Source organism: Sphingorhabdus lutea (genome assembly GCF_001889025.1).
Classification (GTDB): domain Bacteria; phylum Pseudomonadota; class Alphaproteobacteria; order Sphingomonadales; family Sphingomonadaceae; genus Sphingorhabdus_B; species Sphingorhabdus_B lutea.
Window position 1 is genome coordinate 1,479,445 of the sequence record NZ_CP018154.1, and the last position, 17,706, is coordinate 1,497,150.

A 17,706-nucleotide genomic window follows, 5' to 3' on the forward strand; every position below is an offset into this window, starting at 1 on the left:
GGACGAATTACTTCGCCCCCCAACTGCCCAGGTCCTTAATTAATGGTAACACGGAAAACAAAAGTGCGCGTTTGACCCGCCGCAATATTGTTCAATGTTCCAGATACAGTGTTCGTACCACCGGTATAGGTGCCATTATCTGCACCGGGGGTGCAGGTGCTGCCTGTTACGGCGGTGCCGTTCATTTTTGGCGTAAATGTCGCATCATATGTAACATTGGGGATAAGGCTTAGATTATCCGTAATGTTTACACCGGTCGCTGTTGCTGCGCCTGCGGCGTTGCTAACCGCGATGCAATATTCAATGACCGCACCTGGAATTGCTTTAGGATTGCTTGCTGAAACCCCGTCGCTAACTACTCGGCTAAGCTTTGACACAGAAAGCACTGCGCCTGCGACGGTATAGTCATCGCCTGCTGCTTCCACGCCATCACGTCCAGTATCGGCAAAGATTGTTTCAACCGCAGTGGTATTGGCCGTGGCATCGGTTGCCGCTGTAATAGCAGATCCGTCGCTGTTACGCGCGGTGGCGGTCAAGGTAACGCCTGCAACCTGACCATTGGTGGCGGTTGAGGGTATGTTGCCCAAAATAAAGACACGGCGCGATGCATCTGGTGCCAAATTGTCAATCACCGTTGCGGTATCTGTTCCTGCTTCATAGGTGCCATTATTATTGACATCGACAAAAAATTGCAGACCCGTAACATCAAAAACATCTGTGCCGCCATGCGCAGCGGTCCCACCCGCCAACTGAGTCGCAGCAAGGTTGAAATCCAAAGTGTCATTTGACGTATTACTTACCAAAAAGGTGGTAATTTGGCCTGTTGCACCTGGCGATACTGATGTTGTGCCGGTTGGTGTTGCTTCTTGCACGGTAAAGATAACCTTACGGTCAACCTTAAACGTATCAGACGCGGTTTGCGCAGTTTGCGCTACGCCGCCAACACTAAAACTCACCGAAACGGTGTTATTAATATCAACGCCTTGCAATGTGCCGGCTGCAAATGCGGAGCCTGAACTCAACATTGCAATACCGCCCAAGGCAGAGGCAGTTAAAAATTTAAGCTTGCTGGTCATTGCTTAAATCCTTTCTCTCTTTTGAAATGTCATAAAACCGCGACATTTCGGACGGTTTGTGGTTATTTTACTGAACCACGGAAAATCAATTTACCACCGGCGCCTGCGCCAATGCTTTTGTTTAACTTCCATCTTAAATGCGTAACATCACCCGCAAGTGCTGGACGATAAGTGCCATCAGGCTTGCGAACAGTTAAACTGGATAATTTGCCCCACATACGCCCGCCATCAACCGAAACAATTTCGGTCCCATCATGGGTTTCAACAAAGTTGACCGCGTTGGGCAGGGGGTTAGTAATAATTATATTATTGGCGGCCTTTGCCTCAATATTCTTATAATTGACGACAAAGACAAGATTGTCGCCAGGCAAAATGGTTTTCGGCGCTTCCAATGTGGTGCGCTTTGTTCCATTGGGCAAATATGTTGTCTTTTCGACAAATATCTTGCTGTTCAATTCAACCGATGCGGCATGGGCCGATGTCATCGCGGCGAAAACAGCTGCGGAAGCCAAAATATATTTTATTTTACTGATCATTGTATCACCGCCTTAAAAGTAACAGTGCGTGATTGGCCGCTTGGGATATTGCCCGCGTTCACATTTATTGCAGTGCCGGTAAATTGGCCCGCATCCGAATCGGCGGCGTCGGTTAAAGCTGCTGTTTCTAGGCTTAGGCTGCTAGCCACATAAGTGGTCCCAGCGGGGATGTTATCTGACAAAACCACATTATTAATTGTGCCAGTGCCATTGACCTGCGCAACCAATCTAAATGTTATGGTCGCACCAGGAATCGGTTTGTTGCCGCCAAATTGGTCCAAAATCGTATAGCTTTTGTTGAAAATCAGATCTGCAGTGCTGACTAACAAAAATCCGCTATCTGTTGCGCGGCCCTCAGTCGTTCCAATAATAGCATTGCCGCCACCTTGGCCCGCGCCTGCAAAGCTTGTCCCAGGGGTGCCTGTACCGGTTTTTGCGGTCGCGGTTAATTCAACCTCGGCCCGCTCGGCGTCATTTATCCCTGATGGGGAGCTTGTAATAACGAAAACAGTAATGCTTTGATCTGGTGTTAATAAAGGATCATTGCTGCCCGCCACATAAACAGTATCGACGCCTGGATCATATACGCCATTATTATTACTATCTAAAACAATGCTGGTCAAATTGGGGTTAAAGTCATCCCCGCCTTTGCTGACATTAACAGATAGGCCATATGCCTCATTTCCGTTACCATTATTGGTAACTTCGAATTTTTGCACATTTTGCGCCGCGCCGGGCGAAGTAATGACGTCACCCGCATCGGTATTGGATACTAAAACATCGATAAGTTCATCAACATTGATTGTAACCGTATTTGATTGAATTGTTACCGTCGCGCCGCCTGCATCTTGATATGAAGCGGTTGCGGTATTTTCAATATCAATGCCGGCCAGCGTGCCTTTTGCATGGGCAATATTACCCATAAGGCAGAATCCAATGGCGAAAACTGAACATGCAGCCGCTTTGAAAGATCCTTTTAACACTGATTGTGCGTTTGATTTATGTTTATCATTTATATTCATGCAATGCTTATCGCAGTAAAACATCAATATTTCGTAAACATGGGGGTAAGGAAATTAACCAAGGAGTTTTTAGCAAATCACTCTAATCTTGCTGAAAAATTATTTATCCACAGATTAAAAATTAACCCTATCACTCAATATTTTCGTAAAATCGTTTAAAATTAAATTTTTTTTCAAGAAAGTAAAATCTGTGTGTTGACAGATGAGCAAGGCTGGCCTAGACGCCTCTCACCGCAACGAAGCGGGTGTAGCTCAGTTGGTTAGAGCGCCGGCCTGTCACGCCGGAGGTCGCGGGTTCGAGCCCCGTCACTCGCGCCATTTTTTATGAATTGGTGCGTTTGTTTTGACAATGGGCCCGGCTAATCACCGGGCCTTTTGTGTTTTATGCTTTCTTTAAATTTAACAATGCTTTAATGTCACAAATATTGTGATATTTTATTGTAATTTGGGCAAAATAAAGTGCCGATTTTTATAATATTATATAAAAATAATCGCCCCTATCGCCAATTTATAGTGATGCTATAGATGGTAATAGGAGCGAAAAATTTATTTATTATCAAAAGCTTTTTCGGGCCTTGGATAAAGCAAATTTGCATTGGCAATTTGCTGGTCAATTGATCCAGAAAGCCAGCTTAAAAACATTTTATAATCACCAATTAAGGACCAAAGAGGATAGGTAAAGGTTGCTGGTTTATTTTTCTCAATAAAGGCATGAGAAAACCACGCAAAACTATATCCACTTAATGGCATTGCCAAAAACCAATATGGATGAAAAATCAGACCAAATATAAAGGCCATGATTGACAAAAATGTGCCGATATAATGAAAATATCGACATGCCGGCTTGGAATGTTCTTGAAGATAATATGGATAAAATTCAGAAAAATTTGAAAATCTTTTTTGTGGATGTGTCATAAATTCTCCCATCTAAATTCTGTTATTTATTGATCAAATCCTGCATGGGTGCGGCGTAAATCACGAATCAAGGCGGGCCATATTAAATTATCGCCCATGCCAGGATGAAAGGCCGCCGCCCCTTGAGCGGAAACAGTCGCAGCCATTTCGGGCGGATGTTCACAAAGACCGCCATCATTTGCACCATTTTGTGCCAAAATCTGGGTTTTACAGGCATTTTCAAGAAAATACATGCGCAGAAATGCAATGGCGCAATTTTGGCCAATTGTTAATGTGCCATGGTTACGCAGCATAAGTAAGTTTTTATCACCAAGATCGGCGATAATTTGTTCACGTTCATCAAGGTTGAGCGCGATTCCTTCATAATCATGATAGGCCAAATCATCAATTATTTGCATCGCAAATTGGGTATAACGGCGCAGGCCATTATTTTGGACCGATACGGCAATGCCATAGGGCGTATGAACGTGAATGACACATGCTGCGTCATGGCGGGCCATGTGGACCGCGCTATGTATCGTAAATCCCGCTGGGTTGATGAAATATGGCGTTTCTTGACAAATATTACCCTGCAGGTCGATTTTTATTAGCGACGATGCGGTAATTTCATGAAATAAAAGCCCATAAGGGTTGATGAGAAATCTTTCCTCCATTTCACCCTTGTCATTTTCTTCATCTGGCAGCCGCACCGAAATATGGGTGAAGACTAAATCAGTCCATCCATATTTGGCGCAAAGTCGGTAAGTGGCGGCGAGTTGACAGCGCAGCTCCCATTCCACATCGCTGACCATATCTTTAATGCAATTTAGGCTTTCAGGGGCGGGAATATCAAATCCTGCGACTATGTTATTCATTTGATTTATATTCATAAATTACTTCCTTCTCTGTTATTTAAGCAAATCATAGCTTATTTTGAGAAAGGTAAATGTAAACATGTTGTCACTTACGCCATATTGTCATATTGAAAAGATATGAACGATAGCCGGGATAATAAAGCTGATGACATAATTTTGCCGGTGGGGTTGGAGCAAGAGGCATGTGACGATGTCAAAAAATGCATATATAAAAGCGATTTGAAAGAAGGTGCGCTTATATTTTCACAGGGCGATGCCCCATTATATTATTATTATTTAATAAAAGGGCATGTTCGGGTTAGTAAAATCACAGTAAATGGTGCTGAAGTGCAATTGGCCAAATTAAGCGCCCCATATTGGTTTGGCGAAATGTCATTCCTTGACGGTGCGCCCCGCACGCATAATGCCATAGCGGCAAGCGACATTAGGCTGGGTAAAATTGCTATTTCGGATATGCAGTATTTAATGCAAACGCATAAAGATTTTTACCACATGCTTGTCAGGCAATTATGCCATCATACAAGATTATTATATGCTGCTGCGGATGATTTTTTGCTATTAAGTCCTGAGCAGCGATTGGCCAAACAATTTTTAAAATTATTTAATGAACAAAAGGGGTTGAGTCCAAAAATCCCGCTTACCCAAGATGAAATTGCGCGTATGATTGGTGTCTCCCGCCAAAGCGTCAGCAGGATATTGAGGAAATGGGCGAATAAAGAAATTATTCAAAGAAAATATGGATATATTATCATCATGAATGTTGATTCTTTAAAATCAATTTTAGCCCCCTGATTCCATCCAACGCAAAATTGGCCTTATGGGGAATATCCATCCTATGCCCACAATGATATAGATTATTGTCTGAACCGCAATATGTAATGACCCTATATAATCGGCCTGTGTCGCGATTAAAAATGCCACGCCTAAACCAGTTAATAAAATAATCATCATGCCAAATGGTTTGCGCCAATTTGGCTGCGCCTTATGCGGAGATATTATCTGCTTTGGCGATTTTGCTGCTTTATTGCTATCCTTTATCATATCTCGATATATTCTCTTTCTGTAAGGATGTAGTCCAAGGATATATCATGAATATCAATGGGTATCTTTGATTCTTCTTGAATTGACCAGCCTATACCGATTTTCACACATTGGGGCAGCGCGGCAAAGGCGCGGTCATAAAACCCTCCCCCTTGACCCAATCGAGCTCCCAATCGGTTAAACCCGATTAAAGGGGTGAAGATGATGTCGGGGCTGCAAATTGGCGCATCTTTATGTGGCTCTGCTGCCCCAAATGGACCAATTTCTAAATTTGAAAATAGGTCATTTGGATTAAGCAAATGAAAATTCATCAGCCCTGCTTCTTTATTAAAGATACGCGGCAGGGCGATCTGAATATCTTGCTGAGATAAAAATTGGGCCAGTTTAAGCGGGTCTGCCTCGCTGCCCATGGGCGCATAAAAGGCGGCAATAGGGCTTTTCCTATCCATCTTGTCTTGGCAAATTTGCAGCAAAGGGCGAGGGACGTTGGTAAAGGCGATGTTCAAAATTGAAGGCGGGAGCGCAGAAACAAATTTATTGCGTTTTTCACGTAACTTATGGCGCAGCAATTTTTTTTGTTCGATAATGTCTTTATACACGTGGTTTCCCATATTTATTGGGCAATGCGCCATAATGGCGTCATTTTTTGGAATATACCCAAAAATATTGGGCAATTATAATCAGCGAGACCACCATGGGTCGCCTCCCGGAATATCCTCTGACGCCAAAGAGTCAGGTGGGCACCATATGTTCCGAACCAAGGTTCGGGCAGGGACAGTTCCCTTGGATGATTAATCGCCTCAGGGATGTTCTTATCAGTGCGTGCCGGGCAGCCTCGCCGATATTATAGATAATGCCTTATATGCTTTCCCACAAGTGGCAAGAGCAGATATATTATCTCATAATTTGCTGGACAGCTTATCCACTCTTTCATTTAATTTTTCGATTATTTTAATCATGTCGCGTAATTCATTTTCATGGTGGATTTCATTGATTTGCGACATATTTTTTTTGGGAGTTGTTTCAGCGGGTTTTTGTGCATTTGCGCCCTTATCCAATATTTGATCAGCCAATAAAAGCGCGGCAAATAATAGCTGGCGGCTTTCGGTAAGCGCAGAGCCTCCAGCCGCTTCCTTTGCCTTTTCATCGACCAACATTGCCAATTGGCTTAACCGGGCTTCTTCGCCATCGGGGCAGGTGACAATATATTCGCGGCGCGCAACCTGTAATCGGACATCAGCCATTTTTGCCGCCTATCTGTAAAATTATTTTATCAATATCATCAATTGCATGTGTCAATGCTTGTTGAAGGGCGTGATTATTTTGTTCTTTTTCATCAATTTGTTGATGTAATATATTTAAATCAACTTGCCCGTTATGTTGAGGCAATTCCAATTCAGCTTGACCATTTTTTGATAATGACTTGGCCTCCAATGCAGCAATAGATAGCTCCAATTGGCCAATTGAAATTTTCAGCTGTTCAATTTTTTCCATCTATAACTCCAAATCTATGGTAAATGATAACATCAACAATGGTTTGGAGCAATAAGCTATTATTGTTTAATAAGCTGTGATTTAGTTAATTGAATATAGAAATTTTATTATTTTTACGAAAATATCTTATTTTTTGGGCTGGCGGGTTGACGCATGGGGATATGCTCCGCAAAGGATGTGGCAACAGGCGACTCGGTTTGTTGATGAAAGTGAACGATCAGAGGCGAAATTACATTATCTGAATTGGGGATATTATGGGTGTCGGACATCAAAATTTAGCAAATGCCATTCGGGCTTTGTCTATGGATGCAGTTCAGGCGGCGAATAGCGGCCATCCAGGAATGCCAATGGGAATGGCCGATGTAGCCACCATATTATTCCAAAAATTTTTAAAATTTGACCCATCATCACCCAAATGGCACGACCGTGACCGCTTTGTTCTTTCCGCAGGCCATGGTTCAATGTTGGCATATTCCACATTATATTTAACGGGTTATGCAAATCCGACAATAAAAGAAATTGCCGATTTTCGCCAATTGACAAGCCCATGTGCAGGGCATCCTGAAAATTTTGAATTAGAAGGCGTTGAAACCACCACCGGTCCATTGGGGCAAGGGCTCGCCACTGCGGTTGGTATGGCATTGGCGGAGCGTCATTTAAATGCGCGATTTGGTGATGATTTGGTTGATCATCGCACATGGGTAATTGCCGGTGATGGCTGCTTGATGGAGGGCATCAACCATGAAGCAATCGGGCTTGCCGCCAGTTTGAAATTGGGCAAGTTAAACGTTCTTTGGGATGATAATGCCATTACAATTGATGGTCCTGTCTCGCTTTCCTCGGTTGAAGATGTCAAGGCGCGTTATATTGCGACCGGATGGCATGTCGTTAGCTGTGATGGTCATGATGCAGCGGATATTGAACGCGCAATGGCTGAGGCTGTCGCCGACCCACGGCCAAGTTTAATCGCGTGCAAAACCATTATCGGCTATGGTTCGCCCAATAAACAGGGAACATCGGCAACCCATGGTTCACCATTGGGTGGAGATGAAATTAACGAAGTTAGAAAAACTCTTAACTGGCCGCATGAGCCATTTATTGTTCCCGAAGATATTTTATCCGAATGGCGCACATTTGGTGCGCGCGGTGTGGATGCACATCAGCAATGGGCTGGGCGATTGAGCAGCCATGAAAATGGCAGTTTTTTTCAAGCAGCAATGAACGGTGATTTACCTGATTTAACCCAATTTGATGCCTATAAGGCCAAACTGGTTGCTGATATGCCCAATGTTGCCACCCGTAAATCCTCGGAAATGGCGCTGGGTTCTTTAACATCCATCATTGATGAGATGGTTGGCGGCTCTGCAGATTTGACTGGATCAAATAATACTAAAACAGCCAATACCGGCCCATTAAACGCTGAAAATTATGCTGGGCGTCATATCAGCTATGGCATAAGGGAATTTGGCATGGCCGCAGCCATGAATGGCATGGCATTACATGGTGGGATTATCCCCTATGGAGGTACATTTTTGGTCTTTGCAGATTATTGCCGTGCTGCGATCCGACTTTCCGCTTTGCAAAATCAACGCGTTATTTATGTGATGACGCATGACAGCATTGGTTTGGGGGAAGATGGTCCAACACACCAACCGATTGAGCATCTACAAAGCCTGCGTGCAATGCCTAATCTTCTTGTTTTTCGTCCTGCCGATGCGGTTGAGACGGCCGAGTGCTGGGAGTTAGCGGTAAAGTCTTCAACTACTCCTTCATTGCTGGCTTTGACCCGTCAAAATCTTCCTGCATTTAGAACGGATATATCGGAAAATTTATGTGCTAAAGGTGCTTATCCTGTTGTATCTGCAAAAAATAATCGTAAATTGGTTATCGTGGCAACGGGTTCAGAGGTTGAAATTGCTATGAATACCGCCAAGTTAATTGAAGAGCAGGGCGTTGGCGTTGACGTTGTTTCCATGCCATGCACTCAATTATTTGATATGCAGGATGCTGCTTATCAGGCAGAAATCTTGCCAGAAGACATGTTAATTGTGTCAATAGAGGCGGGAACGACATTTGGCTGGGAGCGTTATACCGGTCGTCATGGTATGCGTTTCGGTATTGACCGTTTTGGTGCATCTGCACCAATTGATGATTTATATGATTATTTCGGTCTAACCGCAGAAAAAATCAGTGAAAAAATATTAAACCACTTGAAATAAAACAGGAGGCATTATGTCAATAAAAGTATCCATTAACGGTTTTGGCCGTATCGGCCGTTTGGTTGCCCGCGCAATTTTAGAGCGTAGCGACGATGATTTTGAGTTGGTTGCGATCAATGATTTGGCAGATGTTCAGGCAAATGCCCTATTGTTTAAATATGACAGCACGCATGGCCGTTTCCCGGGCGAAGTGATTGCCGGCGATGATCATATCATTGTGAATGGAAAGAAAATTGCCGTTACGTCAGAACGTAATCCTGCAGATTTACCGCATGCCGCAATGGGAATTGACATTGTTTTGGAATGCACCGGATTTTTCCAATCAAAAGAAGCCTCTGCACCGCATTTGGCGGCAGGTGCAAAGCGGGTTTTAATTTCCGCACCGGCATCTGGCGTTGATAAAACCGTTGTCTATGGCGTGAACCATGATGTTTTAACCGCCGAAGATATTGTCGTTTCCAACGCAAGCTGCACCACAAATTGCCTAGCGCCCGTGGCAAAGGTTTTACATGAAGCAATTGGTATTGAGCGCGGGTTTATGACCACCATTCACAGCTATACCAATGATCAACGCATGCTTGATCAAATGCATAGCGATATGCGCCGCGCCCGTGCAGGTGCGACCAATATGATACCAACGACAACCGGTGCTGCGCGCGCGGTTGGTCTGGTTTTGCCGGAGCTTAACGGTAAATTGGATGGCAGCTCTGTTCGTGTTCCAACACCAAATGTCAGCTTGGTCGATTTGGTGTTCACGCCAAGCCGCGAGACGACAAAGGAAGAAGTAAATGCAGCATTGAAAGCAGCAGCAGAAGGCCCAATGAAGGGGGTCTTGGTTTATGAAGATAAGCCACTAGTTTCCAGCGATTTTAACCATCAGGCAGCAAGCTCATCAGTAGATAGTTTGGAAACCGCCGTGATGGATGGCAAATTGGTCCGTGTGGTTAGCTGGTATGACAATGAATGGGGTTTTTCAAACCGCATGATTGATACCGCAAAAGTTATGGCCTCTTTCCTTTAAGGATTATTTTATGCCCTTCAAAACCATTGATGATATTGGTGATTTAACAGGTAAAACTGCCCTGGTTCGCGTTGATTTAAATGTACCTATGGCGGATGGCCGCGTTACGGATGATAGCCGGATTTTGGCGATGCTTCCGACCATAAATGATTTGGTGGCGAAGGGCGCAAAAGTTTTGCTTTTGTCACATTTTGGACGACCAAAAGGCGCAAAACATAGCGAATTGTCGCTTTCCATGGTTGTGGATGATGTTGCAAAGGCAATTGGCCAAGAGGTAATGTTCATTCCCGAAATTGCAGGGCCGGTTGTCGCCCAATCCATTGGGATATTGTCATCAGGCGATGTTGCCATACTGGAAAATAGCCGTTTTTACCCTGGTGAAGAGGAAAATGATGCAGAATTTGCCAAATCAATTGCAGCCAATGGCGATATTTATGTGAATGACGCCTTTTCAGCGGCACATCGCGGTCATGCAACAACCGAAGGACTGGCCCATTATTTGCCTTCTTATGCGGGGCGTTCCATGGAAAAGGAGCTAAAGGCATTAGAGGCAGCATTGGGCGAACCAGAACGTCCTGTGGCTGCGATAGTTGGCGGCGCAAAGGTATCAAGCAAATTGGATGTTTTGACCAATTTGGTGAAAAAGGTGGATCACCTTATCATTGGTGGCGGCATGGCCAATACATTTTTGGCGGCGCGCGGTGTTAATGTAGGCAAGTCATTATGTGAGCATGACTTATTGGACACCGCCAATAAGATCTTTGATGCAGCGGATAAAGCAAATTGCACAATTCACCTGCCATATGATGTGGTGGTGTCAAAAGAATTTAAGGCCAATCCGCCGCACCGAACAGTCAATGTGCATGAAATTGAGAGTGATGAAATGGCGCTTGATGTTGGGGCATCTGCGGTTGAGGCGCTTGGCGATGTGTTAAAAAATTGCCGCACTTTGGTATGGAATGGCCCAATGGGTGCATTTGAGATGGAGCCTTTTGATGCGGCAACTGTTGCTCTTGCCAAAATTGCTGCTGCGCTGACGCAGGAGGGGTCTTTGACATCCATTGCGGGGGGCGGTGACACAGTGGCTGCAATGGCCCATGCAGGGGTGAAGGATCAATTAAGCTTTATTTCCACTGCAGGCGGCGCATTCTTGGAATGGATGGAAGGCAAGCCCTTGCCGGGTGTAGATGCATTGATGCAAGATTAAATATTTGGTCAATTATTCCGTTAGGATTGTTATCTAAAGACTATCTACATGACAACGCGAGACAGGATTTTTCCTTGTTTTTCGCGGGTTTGACATTGATTTTTGAAGCTATGCGTTATAAGGCGCAGGGCATAAATTTGATACAGAACGGGCAGGGCACATGCAAAATTCACAAATGACAGATAAAATCGCGACTGGAATCGGCTTTATTGCTGCGTTGGACCAAAGTGGTGGCTCAACTCCAAAGGCGCTGGCGGGTTATGGCATTAAAGAAGATGCCTATTCCAATGATGATGAAATGTTCGGCTTAATCCATGAAATGCGGGTTCGCATCATGACGTCTCCATCGTTTAATGGCGAGCGTGTTTTGGGGGCCATTTTATTTGAAAAAACCATGGATGGTCAGGCCGGCGGCATGGATGTTCCGGAATATTTATGGTCAAAGGCTGTTGTCCCCTTTTTGAAAGTGGATAAGGGTTTGGAAGATGAGGTAAATGGCGTTCAAATGATGAAGCCTATGCCTGATCTTGCGGCTCTTTGTGCGCGCGGCGTGTCAAAAGGCGTTTATGGAACAAAAATGCGTTCGGTTATAAATTTGGCAAATAAGGAAGGCATTGCGGCAATTGTGAACCAACAATTTGACGTTGCGGGTGACATTTTATCCTATGGCTTAATGCCGATGATTGAGCCAGAAATTTCAATTAAAAGCGCCGATCGCGCGCAATGTGATGCGATATTGGCCGATGAGTTGAAAAAACATTTGGACACATTGCCCAAGGGTACGCAGGTGATGTTGAAACTTTCCATCCCGCAAAATGCCAATATTTATGCCGATATTGTTAATCATCCTGCAGTTTTGCGTTTGGTTGCCTTGTCTGGCGGTTTTTCCACTGATGAGGCATGCACGGAATTGGCAAAAAATAAAGGCATGATTGCTAGCTTCTCGCGTGCTTTGTTGGAAAAATTGCAGCATGGCTTGTCAGATGATGAATTTGATGAGGTGTTAAATAATGCTATTGCACAAATTTATGCTGCATCGGCCACATAATAATATTGGCAGGTAAATTTGAAATATGTAAAATGCCTGCTGTATCTTGCTTAAAGATTTGGTAAGAGGCGGGCATGAACGATATTCCAAAATGCCAATTATATTTAATTTCGCCTCTAAAAATGGGCGATAATTTTCCAGATTTGTTACATGAGGTGCTGTCCACTGGTTCAGTGGCGGCATTTCAATTTCGTGTCAAAGATATGGAAAGCCATGAAATGGCGAATTTGGCGACACCGTTACAACTTATTTGCGCGCAATATGACGTCGCCTTCATCATAAATGACTATGTTAATTTGGCGAAAAGATTAAAGGCGGATGGCGTTCATTTGGGGCAGGGTGATGGCAGTGTAAAGGATGCGCGAATAGAGCTTGGCCCGGATGCGCAAATTGGGGTGACCTGTCATAATAGCAAGCATTTGGCTATGGAAGCAGGGGAGGCTGGCGCCGATTATGTTGCATTTGGTGCATTTTTTGACAGCAGCACAAAGGATGCGCAGCACAGGGCGGAAATTGAAACGTTGAAATGGTGGGCGAATATCATGGAAATCCCATCGGTGGCAATTGGCGGTATAACTGCCCAAAATGCAAAACCCATAATAGAGGCGGGCGCAGATTTCGTCGCGGTTAGCGGCGCAATATGGAATCACCCTCAAGGTCCGAAAAAAGCAATAGAGGAATTTCAAGCATTGCTTGCGTAAATGTTACGCCTCGGCTAATGGCCGCAAATATGATCTTTTCTGATCAGTCCATAAATTTTTTTATTAAAGTGAGTGCTCCCATGAAAATAAGCGGCGTCGATATCCGTCCAGGTAATATATTGGAATATGAAAACGGCCTATGGAAAGTTGCGAAAATTCAGCATACACAGCCGGGTAAGGGCGGTGCATATATGCAGGTTGAGATGAAAAACTTAATCGATGGGCGCAAAACCAATGTTCGTTTCCGCAGCGCCGATACCGTTGAAAAGGTGCGTTTGGATACCAAAGATTATCAATATCTTTATGCTGAAGGTGACATGTTGGTATTCATGGATGTGGAAACATATGAACAGATAAATCTTGCTGCCGATTTATTGGGTGATGCGGCGGCATTTTTGCAAGATGGCATGATGGTGACGTTGGAAATGTATGACGAAAAGCCAATTTCAGCTCAATTGCCCGATCAGATTGAGGCTGAAGTTGTTGAGGCGGATGCCGTTGTAAAGGGGCAGACTGCATCGTCCAGTTATAAACCAGCGGTATTGGATAATGGCGTTCGCGTTATGGTTCCTCCTTTCATTAGCGCAGGGACACGGATTATTGTCGATGTCTATGCCCGTGAATATGTGAAGAAGGCGGATTAAGCATCATGCCAATTAAAGCCGGACTTATTACCGTAATGGAACGCGCCGCTCGTAAAGCGGGGCAGCGACTACGCCGAGATTTTAGCGAAGTTGAGCATTTACAAATTTCCAAAAAGGGGCCTGCTGATTTTGTGTCAAAAGCTGACCAAAAATCAGAGCGTACCATTTATGATGAGCTGTTATATGCGCGTCCTGATTGGGGATTTTTAATGGAAGAGGGTGGCGAGATTGAAGGTGCAGAGGGAAAGTCACGCTTCATCATTGATCCGTTGGACGGCACAAGTAATTTTTTGCACGGCATTCCGCATTTTGCCATTTCCATTGCAGTTCAGGACCGCGCACGCGATGGTAATGGGTGGGGCGATATTTACGCCTGTTTGGTGTATCAACCATTGACCGATGAAAGTTTCTGGGCAGAGCGCAACAAGGGCGCGTGGTTAGGTGAGAAGCGGATTCGTGTTTCTGCGCGCCGTGAAATGAACGAGGCATTGATTGCAACCGGCATGCCATATAAAGGGCATGGCGATTTTGACCAATGGAGCGGAATTTTTGACCATGTTGGTCCAAAGGTGGCAGGAATTCGCCGCTTTGGTGCTGCATCATTGGACATGGCGTGGTTGGCTGCGGGTCGTTATGATGGTTTCTGGGAAACGGATCTTTCGCCATGGGATACGGCTGCGGGCTGTTTATTGGTGCGTGAGGCCGGCGGTTTTGTAACTGATTTCAAGGGAAGATCGCCTGATATTGCGGATAAGCAAGTTTTGGCCGCGAACCAGGGGATACATAGCAAGCTGCATAAATTAATCGTCGAGGCCGAGCGTCAGGCACGATAGGGATATTAATCCACCGAAAATATTCGGATTTCAGCATGAAAATGGCAAGAAATGGCGAATTGCCCCTTGCGGCATTGGGTGCATGTGCCTAAAAGCCAAGGACATTATTTAATTAGATTCCATGATTGAGCATTATAGTGACCGATTTATCGCAATATCTACCTATCATGATTTTCCTGATTATCGCATTGGGATTGTCGAGCGCCTTTGTTTTTTTGCCTATGGGGGTTTCGCGTTTAACGGGATCGCATAAGCCAAGTGCTGCCAAATTGGCGGAATATGAGTGCGGATTTCCTGCATTTGAAGATTCGCGCAGCCAATTTGATGTGCGTTTTTATCTTGTTGCGATTTTATTCATTATTTTTGATTTGGAGGCGGCGTTCCTGTTTCCTTGGGCGGTTAGCTTGGGTGAAATTGGTTGGGCCGGTTGGGGCACTATGATGTTGTTCCTGTTTGAGCTTATTATTGGTTTTATTTATGCATGGAAAGTAGGGGCATTGGAATGGGAGTAGAACTGTCAAAACCGCCATTTGCGGACACGCCGCCTGATGCAGATTTTTTTAAAGAGCTGACCGGTGAGGTTAATGACAAAGGCTTTTTGGTGACATCGGCCGAGGATCTGTTCCAATGGGCGCGCACAGGTTCGCTTTGGTGGATGACATTTGGCTTGGCATGTTGTGCAGTTGAAATGATTCATGTGAATATGCCGCGTTATGATATGGAGCGTTTTGGTGTTGCGCCGCGTGCATCTCCGCGTCAATCGGATGTTATGATTGTGGCTGGTACATTATGTAATAAAATGGCGCCTGCGCTTCGCAAGGTTTATGACCAAATGTCAGAGCCCAAATATGTGATCTCCATGGGCAGCTGTGCCAATGGTGGTGGTTATTATCATTATAGTTATAGCGTTGTTCGTGGTTGCGACCGGATTGTTCCTGTGGATATTTATGTTCCAGGGTGTCCGCCAACCGCAGAGGCGTTATTATATGGAATTATGCAGTTGCAGCGTAAAATCCGCCGCGCAGGAACGATAGAGCGTTAATATGGCACATAATGCACCCCATATCACCAACCCCGAAAATGTGGTCGATGTCCTTAAAAAGGCATTGGGTAATTCATGTTTGGGCGTTATTGAAGCGCATGATGAAATAACATTTGTGGTGAAGCGTGATGATATTGTTGGCGTTTTGACCAAATTACGTGATGAGCATGAATATCAACAAATGGTTGAGATGGCCGGTGTTGATTATCCGTCTCGTGTGGAGCGTTTTGAAATTTGTTATCATTTGTTGAGTTTGACAAAAAATCACCGTGTTCGTGTGAAATTGTCAACTGATGAAGATATTCCTGTTCCCACTATTACATCTATTTGGCCCAATGCAGATTGGTTGGAACGTGAAATTTTTGACATGTATGGCGTGATTTTTTCGGGTCACCCCGATTTGCGCCGTATTTTAACCGATTATGGTTTTAATGGTCATCCATTCCGCAAGGATTTCCCGCTTACTGGATATAGCGAAATGCGTTATAGTGAAGAGGCTAAGCGCGTTGTATATGAGCCGGTTAAATTGGCGCAAGATTTTCGTAGTTTTGATTTTATGTCGCCATGGGAGGGTGCAGAATATGTGCTTCCTGGTGATGAAAAGGCGCCTGCTGCGCCACCTCCACCGCCGCCTGCGCCCACAGCAAAGCCTGTTCAGGAAAGGCCAGTTGCGAAAAAGGCAGCTGAAAAAAAATCAGTAGCCAAAAAGGCTGAAGGTAAAAAAACGACGGCTAAAAAAACCGTTGGGAAAAAAGCTGAACCAAAAAAAGTAGCGCCAAAAAAAGCGGCATCAAAGAAAGCAGCGCCTAAGAAAGGTGGAGCGAAGTAATGAGCGATTTAATTGATAGCCCAACCGCTGAAAAGCCGACAATTGGCGACACTGAAATTCAAAATTATACCATAAATTTCGGGCCTCAGCACCCTGCGGCACACGGTGTTTTACGTATGGTGATGGAGCTTGACGGCGAGATTGTGGAGCGAGTTGACTGTCATGTTGGTCTGCTCCATCGCGGCACGGAAAAGCTGATTGAAAATAAAACCTATTTACAGGCTTTGCCCTATTTTGACCGACTTGATTATTGCTCGCCCTTGGCCATGGAATATAGCTATGTTTTGGCAATTGAGAAATTACTGAATATTGAAGTGCCTTTGCGCGCACAATATTTACGTGTATTTTTCGCAGAATTGACCCGCATTTCGAACCATATGCTCAACCTTGGTGCGCATGTGATGGATGTGGGTGCAATGACGCCCAATTTATGGTTGTTTGAAATTCGTGAAGATTGCATGAATTTCTTTGAACGTGCGTCGGGCGCACGTATGCACAGCGCATATTTTCGTCCTGGTGGTGTGCATCAGGATGTACCATTAAAATTACTTACCGATATTGGTGATTGGTTGGATAAACGCATGCCCGAATTATTCGAAGATGCGATGAGTCTTGTCATCGACAATCGAATTTTTAAGCAGCGAAATGTCGATATTGCAACGGTCCGCCGTGATGATGCAGTGGCATGGGGTTTTTCTGGCCCGATGATTAGGGGCAGCGGCATAGCATGGGATTTACGTAAATCTCAACCATATGATGTGTATGACCGTATGCAATTTGACGTTCCCGTTGGGACGCGCGGTGATTGTTATGATCGCTTCATGGTGCGTGTGGAGGAGGTTCGCCAATCTGCGCGAATTATGAAGCAATGTCTTGCCGAAATGCCCGAAGGTCCGATTGCCAGCGATGATCGCAAAATTGTGCCCCCAAAACGTGCGGAAATGAAGCAATCAATGGAGGCTTTAATCCACCATTTCAAACTTTACACAGAGGGCTTTCATGTTCCGGCGGGTGAAGTTTATGTCGCAACCGAAAGCCCGAAGGGCGAATTTGGTGTTTATTTGGTCAGCGATGGCTCAAATAAGCCCTATCGTTGTAAAATACGGCCCACAGCGTTCAGCCATTTGCAAGCGATGGACATGATGTGCAAAGGGCATATGTTGCCCGATGCCACCGCCATTTTGGGCGCAATTGACGTTGTGTTTGGGGAGTGTGACCGTTGAG

At 44.8% G+C, this 17,706-nt stretch carries 21 protein-coding genes, 1 tRNA gene and 1 other RNA gene; 13 read left to right on the plus strand and 10 right to left on the minus strand.

Annotated features, from left to right (window positions below):
• Positions 1 to 35 precede the first annotated feature (35 nt).
• The 3 genes from LPB140_RS07045 to LPB140_RS07055 form a co-directional block, all read right to left on the minus strand.
• A complete protein-coding gene (locus tag LPB140_RS07045) occupies positions 36 to 1,076 on the minus strand; it encodes a hypothetical protein (RefSeq protein WP_072559224.1) in 1,041 nt (346 codons plus the stop codon).
• Positions 1,077 to 1,138: 62 nt separating this feature from the next.
• On the minus strand, positions 1,139 to 1,612 hold the full coding sequence (locus LPB140_RS07050) for a hypothetical protein (protein ID WP_072559225.1): 474 nt from the start codon (positions 1,610 to 1,612) through the stop codon (positions 1,139 to 1,141).
• Positions 1,609 to 2,535, minus strand: coding sequence for a DUF11 domain-containing protein (locus LPB140_RS07055; RefSeq protein WP_198024084.1), 927 nt, complete (start codon positions 2,533 to 2,535; stop codon positions 1,609 to 1,611). Before LPB140_RS07055 ends, LPB140_RS07050 begins: the two co-directional genes overlap by 4 nt.
• A 340-nt stretch (positions 2,536 to 2,875) precedes the next feature.
• Here LPB140_RS07055 and LPB140_RS07060 point away from each other — a divergent pair.
• Positions 2,876 to 2,952, plus strand: a tRNA-Asp gene (locus tag LPB140_RS07060).
• A gap of 228 nt (positions 2,953 to 3,180) precedes the next feature.
• Here the strand turns inward: LPB140_RS07060 and LPB140_RS07065 are convergent.
• Both LPB140_RS07065 and LPB140_RS07070 read right to left on the minus strand, forming a co-directional pair.
• A complete protein-coding gene (locus tag LPB140_RS07065; RefSeq protein WP_072559226.1) occupies positions 3,181 to 3,549 on the minus strand; it encodes an Mpo1-like protein in 369 nt (122 codons plus the stop codon).
• Between the two features lie 26 nt (positions 3,550 to 3,575).
• The gene (locus LPB140_RS07070) at positions 3,576 to 4,418 is read right to left on the minus strand and encodes a class II aldolase/adducin family protein (protein WP_083550149.1); all 843 of its coding nucleotides are present in this window, start codon (positions 4,416 to 4,418) and stop codon (positions 3,576 to 3,578) included.
• 102 nt (positions 4,419 to 4,520) lie between these two features.
• On the opposite strand from LPB140_RS07070, the gene LPB140_RS07075 reads away from it, so the two are divergent.
• Positions 4,521 to 5,195 (plus strand): Crp/Fnr family transcriptional regulator, encoded by a 675-nt coding sequence (locus LPB140_RS07075; protein ID WP_072559227.1) that lies wholly within the window; start codon positions 4,521 to 4,523, stop codon positions 5,193 to 5,195.
• Here LPB140_RS07075 and LPB140_RS07080 read toward each other — a convergent pair.
• From LPB140_RS07080 to LPB140_RS07100, 5 genes are all read right to left on the minus strand, one after another.
• Positions 5,184 to 5,444, minus strand: coding sequence for a DUF2842 domain-containing protein (locus LPB140_RS07080; RefSeq protein ID WP_083550152.1), 261 nt, complete (start codon positions 5,442 to 5,444; stop codon positions 5,184 to 5,186). The genes LPB140_RS07075 and LPB140_RS07080 overlap by 12 nt on opposite strands.
• Positions 5,441 to 6,043 (minus strand): 5-formyltetrahydrofolate cyclo-ligase, encoded by a 603-nt coding sequence (locus LPB140_RS07085; RefSeq protein WP_198024085.1) that lies wholly within the window; start codon positions 6,041 to 6,043, stop codon positions 5,441 to 5,443. The genes LPB140_RS07080 and LPB140_RS07085 overlap by 4 nt, the downstream gene beginning before the upstream one ends.
• Before the next feature lie 83 nt (positions 6,044 to 6,126).
• A non-coding RNA gene (gene ssrS / locus LPB140_RS07090) (6S RNA) lies at positions 6,127 to 6,283 on the minus strand.
• 60 nt (positions 6,284 to 6,343) lie between these two features.
• Entirely contained in the window at positions 6,344 to 6,688 is a 345-nt protein-coding gene (gene zapA, locus LPB140_RS07095) for a cell division protein ZapA (protein WP_072559228.1), read from the minus strand.
• Positions 6,681 to 6,938, minus strand: coding sequence for a hypothetical protein (locus tag LPB140_RS07100; RefSeq protein WP_072559229.1), 258 nt, complete (start codon positions 6,936 to 6,938; stop codon positions 6,681 to 6,683). The genes zapA and LPB140_RS07100 overlap by 8 nt, the downstream gene beginning before the upstream one ends.
• A 254-nt stretch (positions 6,939 to 7,192) precedes the next feature.
• On the opposite strand from LPB140_RS07100, the gene tkt reads away from it, so the two are divergent.
• The 11 genes from tkt (at position 7,193) to LPB140_RS07155 (ending at position 17,705) form a co-directional block, all read left to right on the plus strand.
• The gene (gene tkt / locus LPB140_RS07105; RefSeq protein WP_072559230.1) at positions 7,193 to 9,157 is read left to right on the plus strand and encodes a transketolase; all 1,965 of its coding nucleotides are present in this window, start codon (positions 7,193 to 7,195) and stop codon (positions 9,155 to 9,157) included.
• A gap of 13 nt (positions 9,158 to 9,170) precedes the next feature.
• Entirely contained in the window at positions 9,171 to 10,178 is a 1,008-nt protein-coding gene (gene gap / locus LPB140_RS07110; RefSeq protein WP_072559231.1) for a type I glyceraldehyde-3-phosphate dehydrogenase, read from the plus strand.
• 10 nt (positions 10,179 to 10,188) lie between these two features.
• Positions 10,189 to 11,385: a phosphoglycerate kinase gene (locus LPB140_RS07115; RefSeq protein ID WP_072559232.1), complete on the plus strand. Its 1,197-nt coding sequence runs from the start codon at positions 10,189 to 10,191 to the stop codon at positions 11,383 to 11,385.
• A 160-nt stretch (positions 11,386 to 11,545) separates the two neighbouring features.
• Positions 11,546 to 12,433, plus strand: a complete 888-nt coding sequence (locus tag LPB140_RS07120) for a fructose bisphosphate aldolase (RefSeq protein WP_072559233.1) — start codon at positions 11,546 to 11,548, stop codon at positions 12,431 to 12,433.
• Positions 12,434 to 12,507: 74 nt separating this feature from the next.
• Positions 12,508 to 13,134 carry a thiamine phosphate synthase gene (gene thiE / locus LPB140_RS07125; protein ID WP_072559234.1) on the plus strand — a complete coding sequence of 209 codons (627 nt, stop codon included), beginning with the start codon at positions 12,508 to 12,510 and terminating at the stop codon, positions 13,132 to 13,134.
• A gap of 80 nt (positions 13,135 to 13,214) precedes the next feature.
• Positions 13,215 to 13,778: an elongation factor P gene (gene efp, locus LPB140_RS07130; protein ID WP_072560633.1), complete on the plus strand. Its 564-nt coding sequence runs from the start codon at positions 13,215 to 13,217 to the stop codon at positions 13,776 to 13,778.
• A 5-nt stretch (positions 13,779 to 13,783) separates the two neighbouring features.
• On the plus strand, positions 13,784 to 14,611 hold the full coding sequence (locus tag LPB140_RS07135) for an inositol monophosphatase family protein (protein WP_072559235.1): 828 nt from the start codon (positions 13,784 to 13,786) through the stop codon (positions 14,609 to 14,611).
• Positions 14,612 to 14,748: 137 nt separating this feature from the next.
• A complete protein-coding gene (gene ndhC, locus LPB140_RS07140) occupies positions 14,749 to 15,123 on the plus strand; it encodes an NADH-quinone oxidoreductase subunit A (RefSeq protein WP_072559236.1) in 375 nt (124 codons plus the stop codon).
• The gene (locus LPB140_RS07145) at positions 15,114 to 15,653 is read left to right on the plus strand and encodes a NuoB/complex I 20 kDa subunit family protein (protein WP_072559237.1); all 540 of its coding nucleotides are present in this window, start codon (positions 15,114 to 15,116) and stop codon (positions 15,651 to 15,653) included. The genes ndhC and LPB140_RS07145 overlap by 10 nt, the downstream gene beginning before the upstream one ends.
• 1 nt (position 15,654) lies before the next feature.
• Positions 15,655 to 16,482, plus strand: a complete 828-nt coding sequence (locus LPB140_RS07150; protein WP_072559238.1) for an NADH-quinone oxidoreductase subunit C — start codon at positions 15,655 to 15,657, stop codon at positions 16,480 to 16,482.
• Complete coding sequence (locus LPB140_RS07155) at positions 16,482 to 17,705, plus strand: NADH-quinone oxidoreductase subunit D (RefSeq protein WP_072559239.1); 1,224 nt, start codon at positions 16,482 to 16,484, stop codon at positions 17,703 to 17,705. Before LPB140_RS07150 ends, LPB140_RS07155 begins: the two co-directional genes overlap by 1 nt.
• Position 17,706 lies beyond the last annotated feature (1 nt).